This window comes from Methylomonas lenta, assembly GCF_001644015.1.
Lineage (GTDB): Bacteria > Pseudomonadota > Gammaproteobacteria > Methylococcales > Methylomonadaceae > Methylomonas > Methylomonas lenta.
This window is the reverse complement of sequence record NZ_LUUI01000101.1, coordinates 64,784-80,766: the sequence shown is the minus strand read 5'-3', so window position 1 is coordinate 80,766 and position 15,983 is coordinate 64,784. Positions and strand designations below refer to the sequence as shown.

The window sequence follows — 15,983 nt, the reverse complement described above, 5'->3', positions numbered from 1 at the left end:
TGCTCTGGAATACGCAAACAGTACCCATATCGCCATCAGCTAGAAGCTTGGCGTGCATTAATTGAAGGTATTCCTACTCGCTCGGCGTTAGTGAGCAGTGGAACGGGTTCGGGTAAAACAGAATGTTTTTTAATACCGATCCTAAATGATTTGGTTACAGAATTGGAGCAACGACAAGGAGATTCGTTAACCGGTGTTCGTGCTTTGTTTTTGTATCCTCTGAATGCGTTGATTAAGAGTCAAAAGGACAGGTTAGTTGCTTGGTCTGAACCCCTTAAAGGAAAAATGCGCTTTAGTCTTTACAACGGCGACACCCCAGATCAAGGAAAAAGCGAATGGCTAAGTGAAGTAGCAGACCGCAAAACGCTGCGTTCTAATCCACCACCAATCTTAGTAACGAATGCCACGATGCTTGAGTATATGTTGGTCCGGAACGAAGACCGGCCCATACTTGCTCAGTCACAAGGTCAATTGCGTTGGATTGTCATTGACGAAGCGCATACTTACTTGGGCTCACAAGCAGCAGAATTGACATTATTGCTGCGGCGCGTATTAAGCGCCTTTGGTTGTCAAGCGGAAGATGTTCACTTCGTGGCCACCTCTGCGACACTGGGTGACAGCAGTGAGGAATCGCGGAAACGATTAGCGGAATTTTTGGCTGACATTGCCGGTGTCTCTGTTGATCGTATTTCAGTCGTTGAAGGAAAGCGGCAAGTTCCAGATCTGCCAACTTTGCTCTCAAATGAATCTCGAACCGAGATTGATATTGTTAGTTTGCAGAGAGCATCGGAAACTGAAAAGTTTAATCTTTTGTCTAGAAATGACGCTGCACGCCAGATTCGATATCTATTAACTCAACAAGCCAGCCGACTGACTGATTTAAGTCAGATTATTTTTAAATCAGAGACCAATATTACTCGCCGGAATACTCTGAAATTTTTGGATTTATGTACGCAAGCCAAGAGCGTTAGTCAGGAACCATTTTTGCCTCTACGCGGCCACTTATTTCATCGAACAATCAATGGTGTTTGGGCTTGTGCAAATCATCAGTGCCAAGGGCGACATAATACCGCATTAGAAGATGAATGCTGGCCATTTGGCGCCGTGTTTCTCGAACGCCGCAAGCACTGTTCCTATTGTCAGATGCCCGTGTTCGATTTGGTTCAATGCGGTGAATGTGGAGCCGAATATCTGTCAGCAAATGAAACCCATAGCGATGGCAAGGAATGGCTGATCCAACATGAATACACGCAGGATGAAGACGAGTACCAGCAAGAGTTAGAACCATTGGAAGGAGATGAGGATGACGTTGGGCTGGAAAATCCATCAACATCAAAACCAAGCCTACTTCGCTTATTGTCGAAAAAAACATTCGCTGATGTGCAAAATGTCCGGTTAAATACGGAAGGAAAACTGGATTGGTCTGGAAAGGAAGGGATGCCTATTCATTTTGTCATACCGCATGAAGAAACCATTAGCTGTTCTATTTGTAATAAAAAAGAACATATAGGCAATGTTTTATTTCGTCCAATACGACTTGGTGCACCGTTTCTTTTATCAACGGCGATACCTACGATTTTAGAACCGTTACCTTCAATGACCGGCGGTGAAGACGCAAGGCCATTGGATGGAAAGAGACTAATTAGTTTTACCGATAGTCGACAAGGGACTGCTAGATTCGCGGCAAAGTTACAACAAGAAAGTGAGCGAAACTACGTTAAAAGCTTGCTCTACCATTCTCTTGCCGCCCAACAACCATCCAAAGACGAAAATCAGGTTCAGAAGCTGTTAGAAGAAATAAAAAGCTTAGAGCCCATTGCGCAGACTAATCCGGTTATTCAAGGTGTGCTCGATGAGAGAAAAGCAAAGCTTGCAATCTTGGAATCACCAGCGTCTGCGCAACTGACTTGGGAAGAAGCAGAGAATAAGTTGCTGAATTCTGATGATTTTATTCGCTGGATGCTACCTAATCTGAAGGAGTTAAGCTTTAGTCAATTGACCGATCGCCAATTAGCTAAATTGTGTTTATTCCGTGAGTTTTTTGTAAGGCCCAAACGACAATTTTCATTAGAAGGCTTAGGACTTGTTCAACTACATTATCCGACCTTAATTAAAACGGAACTGCCTGCAGTAGTAAAACAGCGAGGAATTAAAAGTGATGAATGGCTTGCATTATTGCAAGTAGCATTAGATTTTCATATTCGAGGCGGAAAAGCCGTATCGATTGCTCCAGATATTGAGCGTTGGCTGGGTTATCCTGGTATTCCAACTATTCAGTTGCCTCCGGGAATGGTTAAACCTAGTACCGCAAGTAAACACGAGAAGAGAATACTACGGCTTTGGCCGACTACCAATTCAAATCATCCCTATCACAGTCGAATATTACGTATTTTGGCTTTCGCATTTAAATTGGATGCAAAAGATGTAAACCATCGCGGTCAATTAGAAGAATTATTAGTCGCTGTTTGGCAAGGGATTAGGCCAGTTTTGTCACAAGGTGAAAAAGGCTTTCAAATTGAATTGGAAAAACAGGCTGTATTACAAAGTATACGTGAAGCTTGGTTTTGTCCTATAACTCGTCGATTGTTGCCAGTAACGTTTCGCGGAATAAGCCCATATTTGCCTGAGCCCTACGTACCAGATGAAATGGTTTTATCTACTAAAGTTACGATGCCTGAACTGCCAAAGCCATTTTGGTTTGGTTGTGATGTCCGTGATGCAGATAGCTGGTTAGAAACGAATCCTGAAATCGCGAAATTACGTGACTTAGGTGCCTGGTCTGATATCAGTGATCGTATTGCTTCACATACACGTTACCTTCGCGCTATGGAGCATTCTGCGCAAGTTTCAGGCACCGAACTGACTAAACGCGAAACAGCATTTAAGAACGGACAAATCAACCTACTAAGTTGCTCCACAACCATGGAAATGGGAGTTGATATTGGAGGTTTAACGTCAGTTGCAATGAACAATGTCCCTCCGCACCCTGCTAACTTTCTTCAACGAGCGGGTCGAGCCGGACGTCGAGGTGAAACAGCTGCTTTGAGTTTTACCTTATGTAAATCCACGCCGCATGGTGAAGCGGTCTTCAGTAACCCACTTTGGCCATTTGTTACTCGATTAGCAATGCCTCAGGTTGCATTACAAAGTGAAACCATTATCCAGCGTCACATCAATTCAATGGCTTTAGCCTGTTTCTTGACGGACCGTGTTCCAGACAAAACTCATAAGGTGACAGCAGGTTGGTTTTTTGAATCCACGCAAGATGATGAATCGGCTCCTTGCGATGTTTTTACTAATTGGTGCGAAGCTCAAGCTTTGACAATAGACCGTTTAACTGAGGGGCTATCTGCCTTAATCAATCGCAGTATCTTTGCTGGAAAATCACCGAAATATCTTCTTGGGGGCTGTGTCGAGTCATTGTCACGCGTGAATGACAAGTGGCGCCATGAATTGGACGGATTACTTTCTCAATATGAAATTTTGAAAACTAAAGAGGGTAATAGTAAGCCTGAGCAAGCTTTGGAAATTCAGCTTACTAGATTGAGAGGAGAATATTTGCTTGGGGTATTGGCGAACATGGGTTTTCTACCTGGCTATGGTTTCCCTACTGATGTCGTTCAGCTGGTAACTACCACGATAGAGGATATATCACGTAAAGGTAAAAAGAGCTCAGCCGAACGCGAAGATAATCGTTCTCGAAGAGCAGGCTTTCCCAGCCGTAATCTGGCGATTGCCATCCGTGACTATGCGCCAGGAACTGACACTGTATTAGATGGGCGCGTATATCGCAGCAGCGGGGTCACACTAAACTGGCACATGCCAGCGGAAATGAATAGCACGCCGGAAATACAAAACTTACGTTGGGTTTGGCGCTGCGAGACGTGTGGTGGAAATGGCACGAGGCTTATGATGCCGGAAAGCTGTCCGCATTGTGGGGAAAAGGATGTTTCTAAATTGACTCGAAATCGTTATCTTCAGCCAGCCGGATTTGCTGTGAATATTCGTTGCAAACCTCATAATGACATTTCCATTCCGCAGTATATCCCTGTTCGTGACCCACTGATTTCCCTTGATGGTGCTGACTGGATACCCTTACCTAATCCATCTTTTGGGCGTTTCCGATCCAGTATTCAAGCTGGGCTTTTTTATCGTAGTGAAGGCTTGCATAGCAATGGCTTTTCCCTTTGCTTACGATGTGGATTTGCTGATTCGATGTCGGATAGCGCCGAACGTCCCGCAACCATTTCAGGGCATAAGCGTTTGCGTGGTGGAAAAATGGATGATCGTGAAAAGGAATGTCCAGGTAACAATGAAGATTGGGCTATTCTTGACAACATTTTCATGGGGATCTCTACAAGAACAAATGTTCTTGAATTGCAACTTCGTGATTATGATGGCAAACCTTTGGATAAAACGACTGCATACACATTGGCGGTTGCATTGCGTCAGGCTTGGTCGCTGTTATTAGGCATTGAGGAAAGTGAAATAGGTTCACATGCGGCCCCAAGCCGAAATCAGCAAAGTCAGTCTACCTATAGTATTTTCCTATTTGATACAGCAACCGGCGGTGCAGGCTATGTCAGTCAAGCAGTATCCCGGTTACCGGAATTATTAAAACAAGCCGAGTCGATTTTACACTGTCCGAAAAATTGCGATTCCGCATGTCAGGGATGTTTATTGACTTACGATACGCAACATCATAGCAATGATCTCAATCGTCATAATGCTTTAGATTTACTGTCACCGCCATATTTAAGCGCTTTCGAAATACCAGAGCACATCAAGGCATTTGGTCAGGAAAGTAAATTAGAAATGGAGCCATTGGTTCTGGCATTCAACAGGGAGTGGCAAAAGCATCCAATATCATTAGTTAGGGTTTATCTTGGTGGTGATGTTTCGTTATGGGAACCATTAAACTGGCGACTACGAAGTGAGCTTAATCGGTTAAATGACGCAAATATACAACTGCAATTTGTTCTAACTTCTGAGTCATTAGAAAAGCTATGTTTTAGTCAGCAAGCCGAACTGGAAGCTTTGGCGACTTATGTCAATGCCGACGTTTATATAACAGAAGCCATTAATACTGAAGGCAACCCTGCTTTGCCTTTAATTCTTGAAGCTGGCTCTGATCAAATTGATATCCGGTGGGTTGCAAGTTCCGAAGTCGCCTTAGCACCAATTCCACGCTGGGGGAATGGCGATTCAGATGTTCAATATGTATTTGCCCGATCAGCGCACGCGATTACTCTTGAACCCCACAATGCCAAATTGACTGATATTAAGAGTTTGCGAAGTCCTCAGCCTGGCTTGATAGAGTTAGAAATATGTCAAGAATTGAATGGTCCATCTTACTCATTTGGTGAAAGGGCATGGGAGTTTATATCAAAACGCGTTCCGAAACTCATCGACATGTTGAACGGCAACGTAGAGTTGGTAGAAGTTGTTTATTCAGACAGGTATCTTAGATCACCATTAGTAGTAATCCTTCTAAATAGTTTCCTCGCAGCTCTATGTGATTATCCGAATGGTATTAACGCGAAAACTAAGATATCAATAGCCACATCAAGGTTAGATCGCCTAAATAATGATTATCCAAGATGGCTATTTCATGACTGGTGTAATGTTAAAGACAGAACTGATATTATAAAAACATGGTTTAGTCAGAAGTTTTCTGATTTTTCGTGGGACGATAGTTATTCAAATGCCGAATTACCGCACGAAAGGAGACTTATTCTTAATTGGGCTGATGGAAGCCAATCAAAAATCATACTGGATCAAGGTGTTGGATATTGGCGTTTGGTACAAGGAATAAGAGCCGAATTTCCATTTGAAAGAGAGGTTTCTAATCAAGTCAATTATTTAGAAAAAGCGAATGTTATAGTCGAATCTATAAGCAAAGTTCATCCGACTCATTGGTATTATGGTAATACTTAGCTCCTTATTTAAAAAAGTTTTCTTGATTGTTGATGCTGCTTAAGTTTATCGGATTCAAAAATTGATTCCGGCTCAGCAGCATTATCCCTAAACCTTTTTTTGGCTAAGCTTGTTAAAAGTCAAAGCCAGTTATATAGCCATGAACTTGTTACTCGCATTCCTGCTGCTGTAATATCTAAATTTAGCGGCAACCTTTGATAAGAAAGACGATCCAGAACTCTTTGTATTACGATGACCAAATCCGAATTGATTGAACAGCTAACAACAAAACTACCGCATTTGTTGCCAGGCGATGTCGAACTGGCTGTCAACAGCCTGATTCACAACATGACCCAAAGTTTAGCGACGGGTGGGCGCATTGAAATTCGCGGTTTTGGGGGATTCTCACTTACCAGGCGCGCCGCCCGCATGGGCCGCAATCCTAAAACGGGCGAACAAATAAGCTTATCTAACCGCTACGCTACCCATTTTAAACCAGGCCTGGATTTGCGCGAACGCGTTAATCAGTCGAGAATGATTTATCCGAAGATCAAAGACCTTTAGTGCGGTCAGCTATCTGCTGTCATCTTTGTCTATTCGCCAAATCATCGCTGATCGAATGCTTGGTTTTATGAGCAATATTTAGACTTGTTGAGATCGATACACCTCACCTCTCTCATTTTGTCGTTAGGGTACTTTTTGCAAATGTGGATTGCTGGCTGGCGCAAGCCCTGCACCGAACACGATTGAATGATCTTCAAATAGAATGGCATTGACAGTAGTTGATTTGCTGGCGCCGCTGACCTGATATTTCACTACATTCAATCCCTTCTCTCCCCTGACATGCCAGTTCTTTTTCAAGACTTTTTTCTGGATGACGGACCAGTTTGAAAGGTCACCCTCTTGAAACAACGCATAATCCTGGAAAATTCCTGGTGTCATCAAGGCAACCCCTTCTTTAACTACATGCACGCGGGCTTTGGGTTGATTGGTTTTGATAGTGCCTTGGCGAATCCCGTTTTGTAACCATGCAAAAAAACCATCGACTGGATCGGTTGGTTCTTTAGCTGATTTCACTGGGTTACTGGATTGCTCATCAAGATTGGCATCGTGCTGCACGCCAGGGTATTCATCGTTGCCGTTTTCAGTTATCACGGACAGATGAGTCATCCCGACTGAATCGATTTCCATGCTGTCGCTATCCATGTTCTCTGAGGGCAAAATTAACGCTGAGTCAGATTGTGAATCATCTGGTTTTACATCGGCGGTGTCGTCGACTGCTGACGGTTTGATGTCAGATACGCTAATATTACCCGCAAAGGGTTCCGGTCTTCGTTCCGGATTGCTCCAGATTTTGGTCAGCGGGATTTTGATCAGGGTTAATTCATTACACCAGCCCTCGCCTGCCACGCTTGCAGTCCAGATGGCCTTGTCGCCGCAAGGGATGAGCACCGCATGTTCCTGCCAAATATCAAACAGCCTGCTATTTTGTGTCGGAATACCGGTATGGCCTTCGCGGGTCAGATGCTCCCGCACTGCATCCACGGTTCTTTTGCTCACCAACCAACAATACTCACCCTGTATCCAGCCGGCAGCACCGTTTCGGTTTAATGGCAAGGTACCTTCTGTGAGTAAATGCCGTAAGGCAGTGAGCATTTTTTCGTGCAGCGGAATGGTTTTAACGGCAGGCATGCGGCTAGTATCGGCGCCCAAATTGGTCGCCACGGATTGACTATCAGCACTACTGACGATTTGGCCTAGGGCATTGGCATTTTCAAGATCGCCGGAGACAGTGGCCAACCAGCGCGCAAAAATGCTCTGGTCACTGGTCAACCAACGCATTCCCTGTGACGGAATGACTTTGTTGATCAGTAACGGCGTGGCTTTTTCATGTAACCGGTAGTGCCGATTAGGCACAAACTCGGTGACATACCACTGGCCTTGCTCATCCATAAACTGATTCCAGGGATCCCATGTCCGTTGTTGGTGATTTTGATCAAATAGTGTCACGCTTTGATCAACGGCCACTTTAGCCAAGTCATGACACAAGGCCGCCAGAAAAACCGCATAAGTCCATAAATCCTGTTTTGCCGAAATCTCTTCCGCCCCGCCAGTTTCGGACAATAAATAGGATCGGCGCACTTTCAAGGCAATGACACACACTTCCAAGGTATGCAGCAACATGCCGCCAGGGCCTGCATGATGATGCACTTCGGACGCCGGCAATTGTTGAACGAAGCGGGCAAACTGTTGGATTGCCATTAAATAAAAGCACTTAAAAGGGTCTTTGGCTAAGCCAGCCAGTTCTTCAATTTGAAACAGCAGGTGATTATGTGGCAGCAAAAGTTCAGCCGTTGTTTGTATCGGCAACAGACCCGGCATACTGCTAAAACCAGTCGGTTGCTGTGCAACAGGCACTTTTTCAATCGGGTGTTTAAACCAGCCCAGTTTCAGCATACTGCGTTGTTAGAAGCTGACTATGATAAATTGCGCATGCTGCACTGACTTTGCTGGATTCGGCGGTTGAGTCTTACCATACCCTATCCTATTGATAGGCCTTATTCTGGCCCAGCGACACCCAAGGAAACAGCATGATAGTGACTATCTGTCCGTGCCCAGTATTGAAAATGCTAAGTTCAGTAGTCAGGGTTTTTCAAATGACCGAGATTCAACAACTGAGCGAGCATGACACAATCAAGCATTCAAGTTGAAGTCATCATTGAGATCCCGCGTGGCAGTTTTTTGAAACGCGGGTCCACCGGGCAATTGGATTTTATCTCGCCGCTACCCTGCCCGTTTAACTATGGCTCGATCCCGGCTTTCATAGGTCTGGAGGGTGATTTATTAGATGCTGTGGTGCTTGGCCCACGCTTGCCGTTGGGTAGCAAGATTAGCGTATCCGCCTGGGGCGCAATTGGCGTATATGACCGAGGCTTGTACGACGATAAGCTGATCTGCAGCTCATCACCCATCACAAAAAGGCAGCAACGCCTGATTGTGCTGTTTTTTAGGTTTTACGCTAAAGCCAAATGGTTGCTGAATGTGTTCAGAGGTCGCCGCGGACGGCACGCATGTACAGGTTGGGGCAGTGTTGATGCCGCCATTGCAAAGGCCACGCCACGAACGGAGATGGATTGGCATGGCCCAACTATTCCCTTTTGAAGGCTTGAGCTGTTATTAATGCCGATCCCCGCTCAATGACTCAGGTTGTCCCTGAAACGGAAATTGTCTTTATAATCGCTGCCCCACCCTCAAGTTTGTGGCAGTACACCCATGAGAGAATTAAACGCACTGTTTGCAGCACTGACACAATCAGCATTCCGTCAAAAGTTTCACCTGCAAGGAAAAGATCTTGAATATCTGCAGAACAAAGGCCTAGCCACTATCATGAATCATGCTGACGATTTTATCAGCAAACGACTGGCACCCGCTTTGCCTGAAAAAGACGGTAAACAAACACCCTTTCGTGGTCATCCGGTTTTTGTCGCACAACATGCTACTGCCTGTTGCTGCCGAGGTTGCCTGGCCCAATGGCATCAAATTACTCAGGGCCACCCATTAACCGATGAAGAAAAGAATTACATCCTTAGCGTGTTGAAACGCTGGCTGATCGAGGAACTTCAGGCCAGAGGTATCGATCGTAATGCCAGACACTAAAAACTCAGGAAGTCACTTTTCAATAGACATCCAACGCCTTCTTTTGCTAGGCTTCATCGAAAGTCATACTATCCAAGCCGTTAACCAAAATTTCTGGACAACGCTGGATACACTGTTGGTACAAACCACATAAACGCCTGAATCTTCATTATAGGAGGGCATTATGGAAACATTTTTATTTATCCTGGCCATCGTTTTACCCCTCTGCTTGCTGATTGCGGTATTTCGCTTGAACACCGTGCTGAGTAACATCCAACTGGACACCGGCGCTTCATGTTTGAACGACAAGGCGCTGCTTTTGCTGAATAACAGGGGCAAGTGGTTGACACTCTTTGGATGCGCAGCAACCTTGCCTCTGGTGATGGGGTTGATTTTCGATGCCGACAACAGCGTTAAATGGATTGTTAACCTGGGTGTTGCCGGTTGTCTGGCGATGATAGGTGCAGCTAGCCTGTTGATCCCTGCCTTGCTTGGATTTGGTATAAGCCGGCATATTCAAGTCAAACTGCTGGTCAGCGCAATTGGCCGAGTCCTATTGAAAAATATGAGGCAATTAATTCGAAATAAAGTGGTTCTATGGTGGTTTGCAGGAGCCTTGGTTATAGCACCCATACTGTTCGCGCCCATTTTCCAACATTTGGCGAATGGCGTTGTTTATCTAATCGGGTTTATTCTAGTTGCTCGAATAGGTTTGGTGGATGAAATTGAACAAGATTTCGAGGCCAAATGGGGAGGCTCTGCCTACAATTACGCTACTGGAAAATGGGATGATGGTTATCAGGAAGGTGGTCTTTATTGACTAAATTTATGTTTAACCTTATTTACTACTTCCCGATTTTGTAGGAAGTCTATGCCATAAAAATAAATATCAGCAACAACATCACAGCACTCGCTCTGAAAATATTGGTCTGCATCCCCATAATCGAGATACCGTTATCACTCCACAATTTAAATTGCCCCCAAGCCACAAATGCCGTCCACAAAAAAAGCAGGATGGCGATGATCGAATGGATTGCTGTTTTGATATCCTGATAGCTGACACCACCCGCGCCTGATGCAAAAGCGGCCGAAGGCGATTGCTGAGGTTGGCTTGAACCTGATATCGGATTCTGATTTCCATTGGGTACATTGCCACTAGCGCCTCCACTACCAGCTTGACCACCATTGCTCGCTGAAGTCGTATTGCCTGTTATCGCTGCCATGTTATAGCCACTAAAAGCAGCGATATATTGGGTAATTGCGGTGTTATTGGCATCGCTGGGGACCACCATTCCGTTAGATTGTAAATACTTTTTAAGCCCGCCCACCCCTACCAAATGTGCGCCTGCCAACAAACCCGACTCGGTCATCAGGATGCCACCCACTGTTTGCCCCAGATAATTGTCCAACCCTAACGTTTGTATCGTGGCCCATTGTTTGCCGTTGTAATCGCTGATGGCCTGAGTTTGCCCAGCGGCATTGGCTAAAAAATCGGCTTTGCTGTCAATGCCGTTCTTTCCGGTCCAGACACCTTGCCAATCGTTGGTGTCCGGCGTCATATCTTTTTGATAATAGCCTGCATCAATTAAGGCGCTCTCGCCCATTTGATAGCGGCCTAAAAACCCGTATTGATTCATGCTGTTTGGGTTGTTGCTGGACTCTTTTGCGCTGAGCGCGGCCAAGTAATCGCTGTATTCAGATGCCGCCCACACTAGAGTAGAAAATAACAGTCCTAGAACAGTTGTTCGCCTGCCGCGCTGCATGCGGCATTACTCTGAATGGGGGATGACGTCAGACAACTGCCCATCCCGATAACGAAAGTAAAGCATCTTGTCTTGCGCTGGGCAACACAAAGGATCATTTGGACCACTAATCTTGGTTTCGACCTGCAGCGTACCATCTGACATTACCGGCCCAAATCCGCTTGCCATGCCGACAACCGGAATTGTGCCCAGAAGCTTTAGGAGCTCTGATTCGTGAGTCAAAATACTCAACTGATTGCGCCAATAGGTCGGTCCCATGATCGTCCACAACACGGCCTGCTCAACGCCAGGCAAACGGCTATCGAGTTCCACTGGCATTATCTGCTGTATTTGCACGCCTTCGTTTATATCAACCTGTTGCTTCAGTAAAGCTTCGAACGCAGGATCGACAATTTCAGCCCTAACAAAAGACAGATTTACACTGAGGATGAGAATAAAGATATTGAATAACACCGGTTTTAAATTCATGACCACTCCTCGTAGATGAATTGTTGACAGTTATTTGATGATTTTTCCACCTGCTTTTAGCGCTGCAGCGCCTCCCGCCATGCCTGCAGCACCGGCGTTGTCTCTCATCCTATTGACACTGCTTACCATTTCACTCCCCACCCGATGCCCTGCCCACCCCAGCACGCCCGACCAAAACAGCGGCAATACCACAAACAAGCCGGCAATCACAAAATCCACCACCATGGTCACGACCAAATTGTTTTGGCTGGCCGCATCTTGCAGTTGAAACCAGGCGGGTTGGATGGCGGTTAACAAATGATTGTCCAACCAGTGGGCGATGGCCCACAACACGCTCCAGAACTTGACCGAAAACACGATAATGGACATAAACACCACCTTACCGATATCGTAGGATGAGAACAGAAAATAAAACGGCATCAAGCCGTAAATCAGCATCAGAATCGCTGCTTGAATGACAGGTGCGGCCGCTTTCATCATGTACATCGCCGGATAAAAAGACATAGCTTCTATCAGACTACCCAGCGTGGCGGCGACGGAGTTGCCGACATTGGCCATACTCGGGTCGTTGTAGCGATTAAGATCACGCAGACCATTGAAGTAGCCTTCCTCGCGCGCGATCAGGGTTTTCAGGGCGATATCTTCAACCACCTGTTTGGACTTGCCGGATAAGGCGGCCACCGTGGTTTTAAAATCGGTCAGATAAGAGCCATCGATCTGGCCCACCAACGCCTGGCGCAGTCCGATGCTGTTCACATGCCCTTGTCCGCTCCACCATTGGGCACAGGTCGGCTTGCCGTCTTTGGGAACATACAGCGCCGGGTTGTATTCCAGATCACGGTTTTTGTCATAACTAAACCCAGGGATATTGCTACTGGCGCGCAGGTTTTGATAGGCTCCGTTCAGCATAAACGTCGAGCCCAACCAATACACATCATCGGGCGCCAGGTTGTTCGGCACGCTTTGGGCATTATCCAGAAAAGCGGCCATCGCCGGCGCATAGCAATCGTTAAAAAATAAGCGGGCTTGCTGTCGTAACTGCGGGTCTTTGATGCGGGCATTGCTGATTTTAAAACTAGTCAGCCGTAGATCAGCACTGCAGGGGATGCCGACAATTGCCGCATCATTGATGCCGCCGGTCACCGCCAACACCCCGTACCACCAAATCGGTATTTTGGCACTCACACCGCCCAAAGCCGCCTGGGTAAACGTGCTGTCATAGGTGGTACCGGTATTTCCTCCCGTAATGGCGGGTCCATTCGCACAAGCTTTGCTGACACTTAAACCGGTGGTTTGAATGGTCAACATCGGCTGCACGGCCAGTACAATCACAGTAAACATACTGATAATATCGATCTCGATCCGTCTCAAAGAGGTGCTGGAAGCATCCTTGGCTTCCTGACTTTTGATAGGCTCGGCGATATTGCGCAGCAACATGGCGATAAACGGCAGATAGGCCAAGCCGGTTTGCACCAGAATGTCCCACAACAAACCATATAGCGACCAGCCGAACTGGGTGAGATAAATCTCTAAATAGCTGGATACGTTCATGTCGCCTAGCGCCCTATCTCGATCAGCATCTGGCCAAAGTCCAGCCACAGCGTTTGACAAAAAAGCGCTTCCATTACCAACAGCCACCCCGCCATCCGCCAGCGATAAGCTTTGAGACTGGCGGTTTGTTGGGCCGTCAGTCCAGCCCAATCAGTGTAAATTGCTGTAAAAACCGGCCAGCCACCGATTAAGAATAAAAATATCGACAGGCGCCAAACCGTGAACCCAACCTTACTGACTTCGATGATTTTTGCCAGGCCATCCAAACTGAAAAAGAATTGTGCTATCAGCAAAATAAGCACAGCAACACCTACAGTGAAAGCAAAAGACATCCGCACACAGCTTCGTCCTGGCTGCTGACAGGAGGATTTCTGAGGCTTCCTCATGGCTTGATCGCCCCCTCTTGAAAAATGCTGTCATCGGCACCGGCTGGGCGCAGAGCAGTCCGGCCGCGTTGAGTCTGTTGCTGTTGTAACGACAATAGCAACCCAGAGGTTTTCGATGCCAGTTCGTTGTATATTTGCCGTTCGAACAATACATCATTAATATCCCGATCCAACTGGGTAATCGAGGTTTGAATGGCGGTATTGGCCTGGGTCGCACTGAGATTGGGTTCCCGACTGGCGGTTAGCAACAGGCGCCGAATCAACATGGCTTTTTCCACCGTGCGGGTCATCGCCGCTTCCGAGGCCAACTTGCTGATAGCTACCGCTTGTTCGGAGGGTTTCAGGGATTTGATCGCCGCAATGACGTCGCCGTTGATCAGTACCGCGTCGCTGGAGACTTTTTCCAGATTAGTCAGGCTGGCTTGGGTTTTGCCGGACACCAAATCGGTTAAGCCCTGCTGAATGCTCGCCATGTCTTTTTCGACTTTGGGTAATAGACCGTGGCCGGGAATGGTTTCAACCGGATGGTTGTCGTGGGTGCGAATATGCACATCGCCTAATACATCGACCGCCCATTGCGAAGCTTTTCCGGGATCTGCGAACACCTCAACCAAGCGCGGCGGCTTACTTTTGGAGACTTTAGGTGCTGAGTTGTCACCGGCCTGCCGATTAAGGGTCAGATTGTAACCTGCCTGCACACTATCCTGAGTCACCTGGATGGCTGCTTGTTGAACCCCGCCGGCTTTTTTGCCGCCTATCCAGGGAATACCGTTCTGGCCATTGGCTTTTTGCACATTTTGCTTGGCTTGCACGACATCGACTTTCGCGCTGCCGTAGCCGTTTTTACCCATCTGGACTTTCCAGTCGATGATCTTGGAAAGATCGCTCCAATCAGCATACGGGTTTTGGCCTTGGCGGATCTCTTGTTCATAGTCTTCACAGGTTTTATTGGCCAGTGCAATCGCAGCTTCTGCTCGGATCACGGCATTTTGAAACAAGTCATACAGCCCCGGATCGATGCGCTGTAACACCAAAGCCGGTAAACCGCCGATAGCGGCCTGCACCGCACCAACCGCGCCATTGACCAGATTATTGCCGGTTTGCTGCAAGCCATTTAATAGATTCGCTACTCCCAGGGTGGGATCAAAGTTACCGCAGCTGTAACCCAAACCGTATTCAAGTGCGCCGTTGATGGCATAGCTATTGACTTGGGTATTGGCCGGCACTGAAATCGAACGGGCGCCGCCGATTTCATAATAAAAATCGCTGTTGTCGCTATTGGCCAAGGGTGCCGCAGACAGCGGCGCAGCCTGGTTCATCAGTAAACCGAACATTGATAGTCGGACGATAGCAGCGCGCATAGCCTTTCCCATCAATTCGTCACGACGGGACTGGGATACGGCATGAAATCGATCACGATCAACACACCGTCTTTGACTTCACAACAGGTATAAGGCCGCCAAAGCGCGTGTGTGTATTCCCCATCGTCCGCTACCCGACCGCCACCCCAGCCACGCGTATCCAATACATCGTTGACGCCAAACAGTAAACAGTGCTCCAGTTTCGGTGCGGTCGGTTGCCACCAGCCCGCTTCATTGCTGTTCTCGACCAAGCTGCCGGGTGACCAAGTCACCTTTTCGTCCTCAACGAACAACCGTTGACCCAGGATACTGCGATACAGGTGCGGCTGGCCATTGCGGGTAATAATGTCACCCACTCGCTGCACCACCACTGCGGCCGCCTTGGGGGCTTCCGCCTGTAGAGTCCAGCCGGTTCGCGGATAAACATGGCCCCAATGATTGAACGGCCAGCGGCCGATCTCTCGCAAGCCCGGCACCCAGGCGGCCGGATTTAGTGCATCCAGACCGCCCCATCGCCAGGATGGCTGGTCGAGTTTGGAGACAAAGTAGGGCGAACTCGCCGACGTGTTGGAAGGACAATAAATCCGTCCGGTCAAAGGATGGCCCACCGCCACCGCATCTTGCTGAATCAGGTTGTTGTGATTACGGTTATGGGTGTCGCTACGCTGCGGATCTTCCGTCCGCTCTATGCCCTGCGGATTCGTCACTTTCACCAACACATCCGGATTGAAATGACCGATTTTCGGCGTGACGTCAATATCGCAGCCAAACGGTGTGCAAATAATCCAGATGCAAATCCCAACCACCCGCAACTGAATACAATCATCTGCCAAACTTGAGAAACTCAGAAACCCTGAGATGCTGATGGCGATGATGTACCTATTCATGGTAATGCGGACTGC

The 15,983-nt window shown here is 47.3% G+C and carries 12 protein-coding genes; 5 read left to right on the top strand and 7 right to left on the bottom strand.

What is annotated here, in order from left to right; all coding sequences use genetic code 11:
- Positions 1-9 precede the first annotated feature (9 nt).
- Together A1359_RS10690 and A1359_RS10685 are read left to right on the top strand one after the other, a co-directional pair.
- Positions 10-5,937, top strand: a complete 5,928-nt coding sequence (locus A1359_RS10690) for a DEAD/DEAH box helicase (protein WP_269747906.1) — start codon at positions 10-12, stop codon at positions 5,935-5,937.
- Positions 5,938-6,168: 231 nt separating this feature from the next.
- Entirely contained in the window at positions 6,169-6,480 is a 312-nt protein-coding gene (locus A1359_RS10685; protein ID WP_066982179.1) for an integration host factor subunit beta, read from the top strand.
- A 123-nt stretch (positions 6,481-6,603) separates the two neighbouring features.
- Here A1359_RS10685 and mobH read toward each other — a convergent pair whose 3' ends face one another.
- Complete coding sequence (mobH, locus tag A1359_RS10680) at positions 6,604-8,373, bottom strand: MobH family relaxase (RefSeq protein WP_066982177.1); 1,770 nt, start codon at positions 8,371-8,373, stop codon at positions 6,604-6,606.
- Positions 8,374-8,601: 228 nt separating this feature from the next.
- Here mobH and A1359_RS10675 point away from each other — a divergent pair, with 228 nt between their 5' ends.
- From A1359_RS10675 to A1359_RS10665, 3 genes are all read left to right on the top strand, one after another.
- Positions 8,602-9,078 carry an inorganic diphosphatase gene (locus A1359_RS10675; protein WP_066982175.1) on the top strand — a complete coding sequence of 159 codons (477 nt, stop codon included), beginning with the start codon at positions 8,602-8,604 and terminating at the stop codon, positions 9,076-9,078.
- A gap of 111 nt (positions 9,079-9,189) precedes the next feature.
- Positions 9,190-9,573, top strand: a complete 384-nt coding sequence (locus A1359_RS10670; protein ID WP_066982169.1) for a DUF4186 domain-containing protein — start codon at positions 9,190-9,192, stop codon at positions 9,571-9,573.
- A gap of 163 nt (positions 9,574-9,736) precedes the next feature.
- On the top strand, positions 9,737-10,372 hold the full coding sequence (locus tag A1359_RS10665; protein WP_066982163.1) for a hypothetical protein: 636 nt from the start codon (positions 9,737-9,739) through the stop codon (positions 10,370-10,372).
- A gap of 49 nt (positions 10,373-10,421) precedes the next feature.
- Here the strand turns inward: A1359_RS10665 and A1359_RS10660 are convergent, their stop codons facing one another.
- Genes A1359_RS10660 through A1359_RS10635 form a run of 6 tightly spaced genes read right to left on the bottom strand, consistent with a single transcriptional unit; the run spans position 10,422 to position 15,968 of the window.
- Positions 10,422-11,315 (bottom strand): TIGR03758 family integrating conjugative element protein, encoded by an 894-nt coding sequence (locus A1359_RS10660; RefSeq protein ID WP_083960596.1) that lies wholly within the window; start codon positions 11,313-11,315, stop codon positions 10,422-10,424.
- 6 nt (positions 11,316-11,321) lie between these two features.
- Positions 11,322-11,783 (bottom strand): hypothetical protein, encoded by a 462-nt coding sequence (locus A1359_RS10655; RefSeq protein ID WP_066982156.1) that lies wholly within the window; start codon positions 11,781-11,783, stop codon positions 11,322-11,324.
- Positions 11,784-11,813: 30 nt separating this feature from the next.
- Positions 11,814-13,394: a conjugal transfer protein TraG N-terminal domain-containing protein gene (locus tag A1359_RS10650; RefSeq protein ID WP_157200527.1), complete on the bottom strand. Its 1,581-nt coding sequence runs from the start codon at positions 13,392-13,394 to the stop codon at positions 11,814-11,816.
- The gene (locus A1359_RS10645) at positions 13,340-13,666 is read right to left on the bottom strand and encodes a hypothetical protein (protein ID WP_066982150.1); all 327 of its coding nucleotides are present in this window, start codon (positions 13,664-13,666) and stop codon (positions 13,340-13,342) included. The genes A1359_RS10650 and A1359_RS10645 overlap by 55 nt, the downstream gene beginning before the upstream one ends.
- Positions 13,667-13,716: 50 nt before the next feature.
- Positions 13,717-15,081: an integrating conjugative element protein gene (locus tag A1359_RS10640; RefSeq protein ID WP_198159323.1), complete on the bottom strand. Its 1,365-nt coding sequence runs from the start codon at positions 15,079-15,081 to the stop codon at positions 13,717-13,719.
- Between the two features lie 11 nt (positions 15,082-15,092).
- Positions 15,093-15,968: a TraU family protein gene (locus A1359_RS10635; protein WP_198159322.1), complete on the bottom strand. Its 876-nt coding sequence runs from the start codon at positions 15,966-15,968 to the stop codon at positions 15,093-15,095.
- Positions 15,969-15,983: the final 15 nt, after the last annotated feature.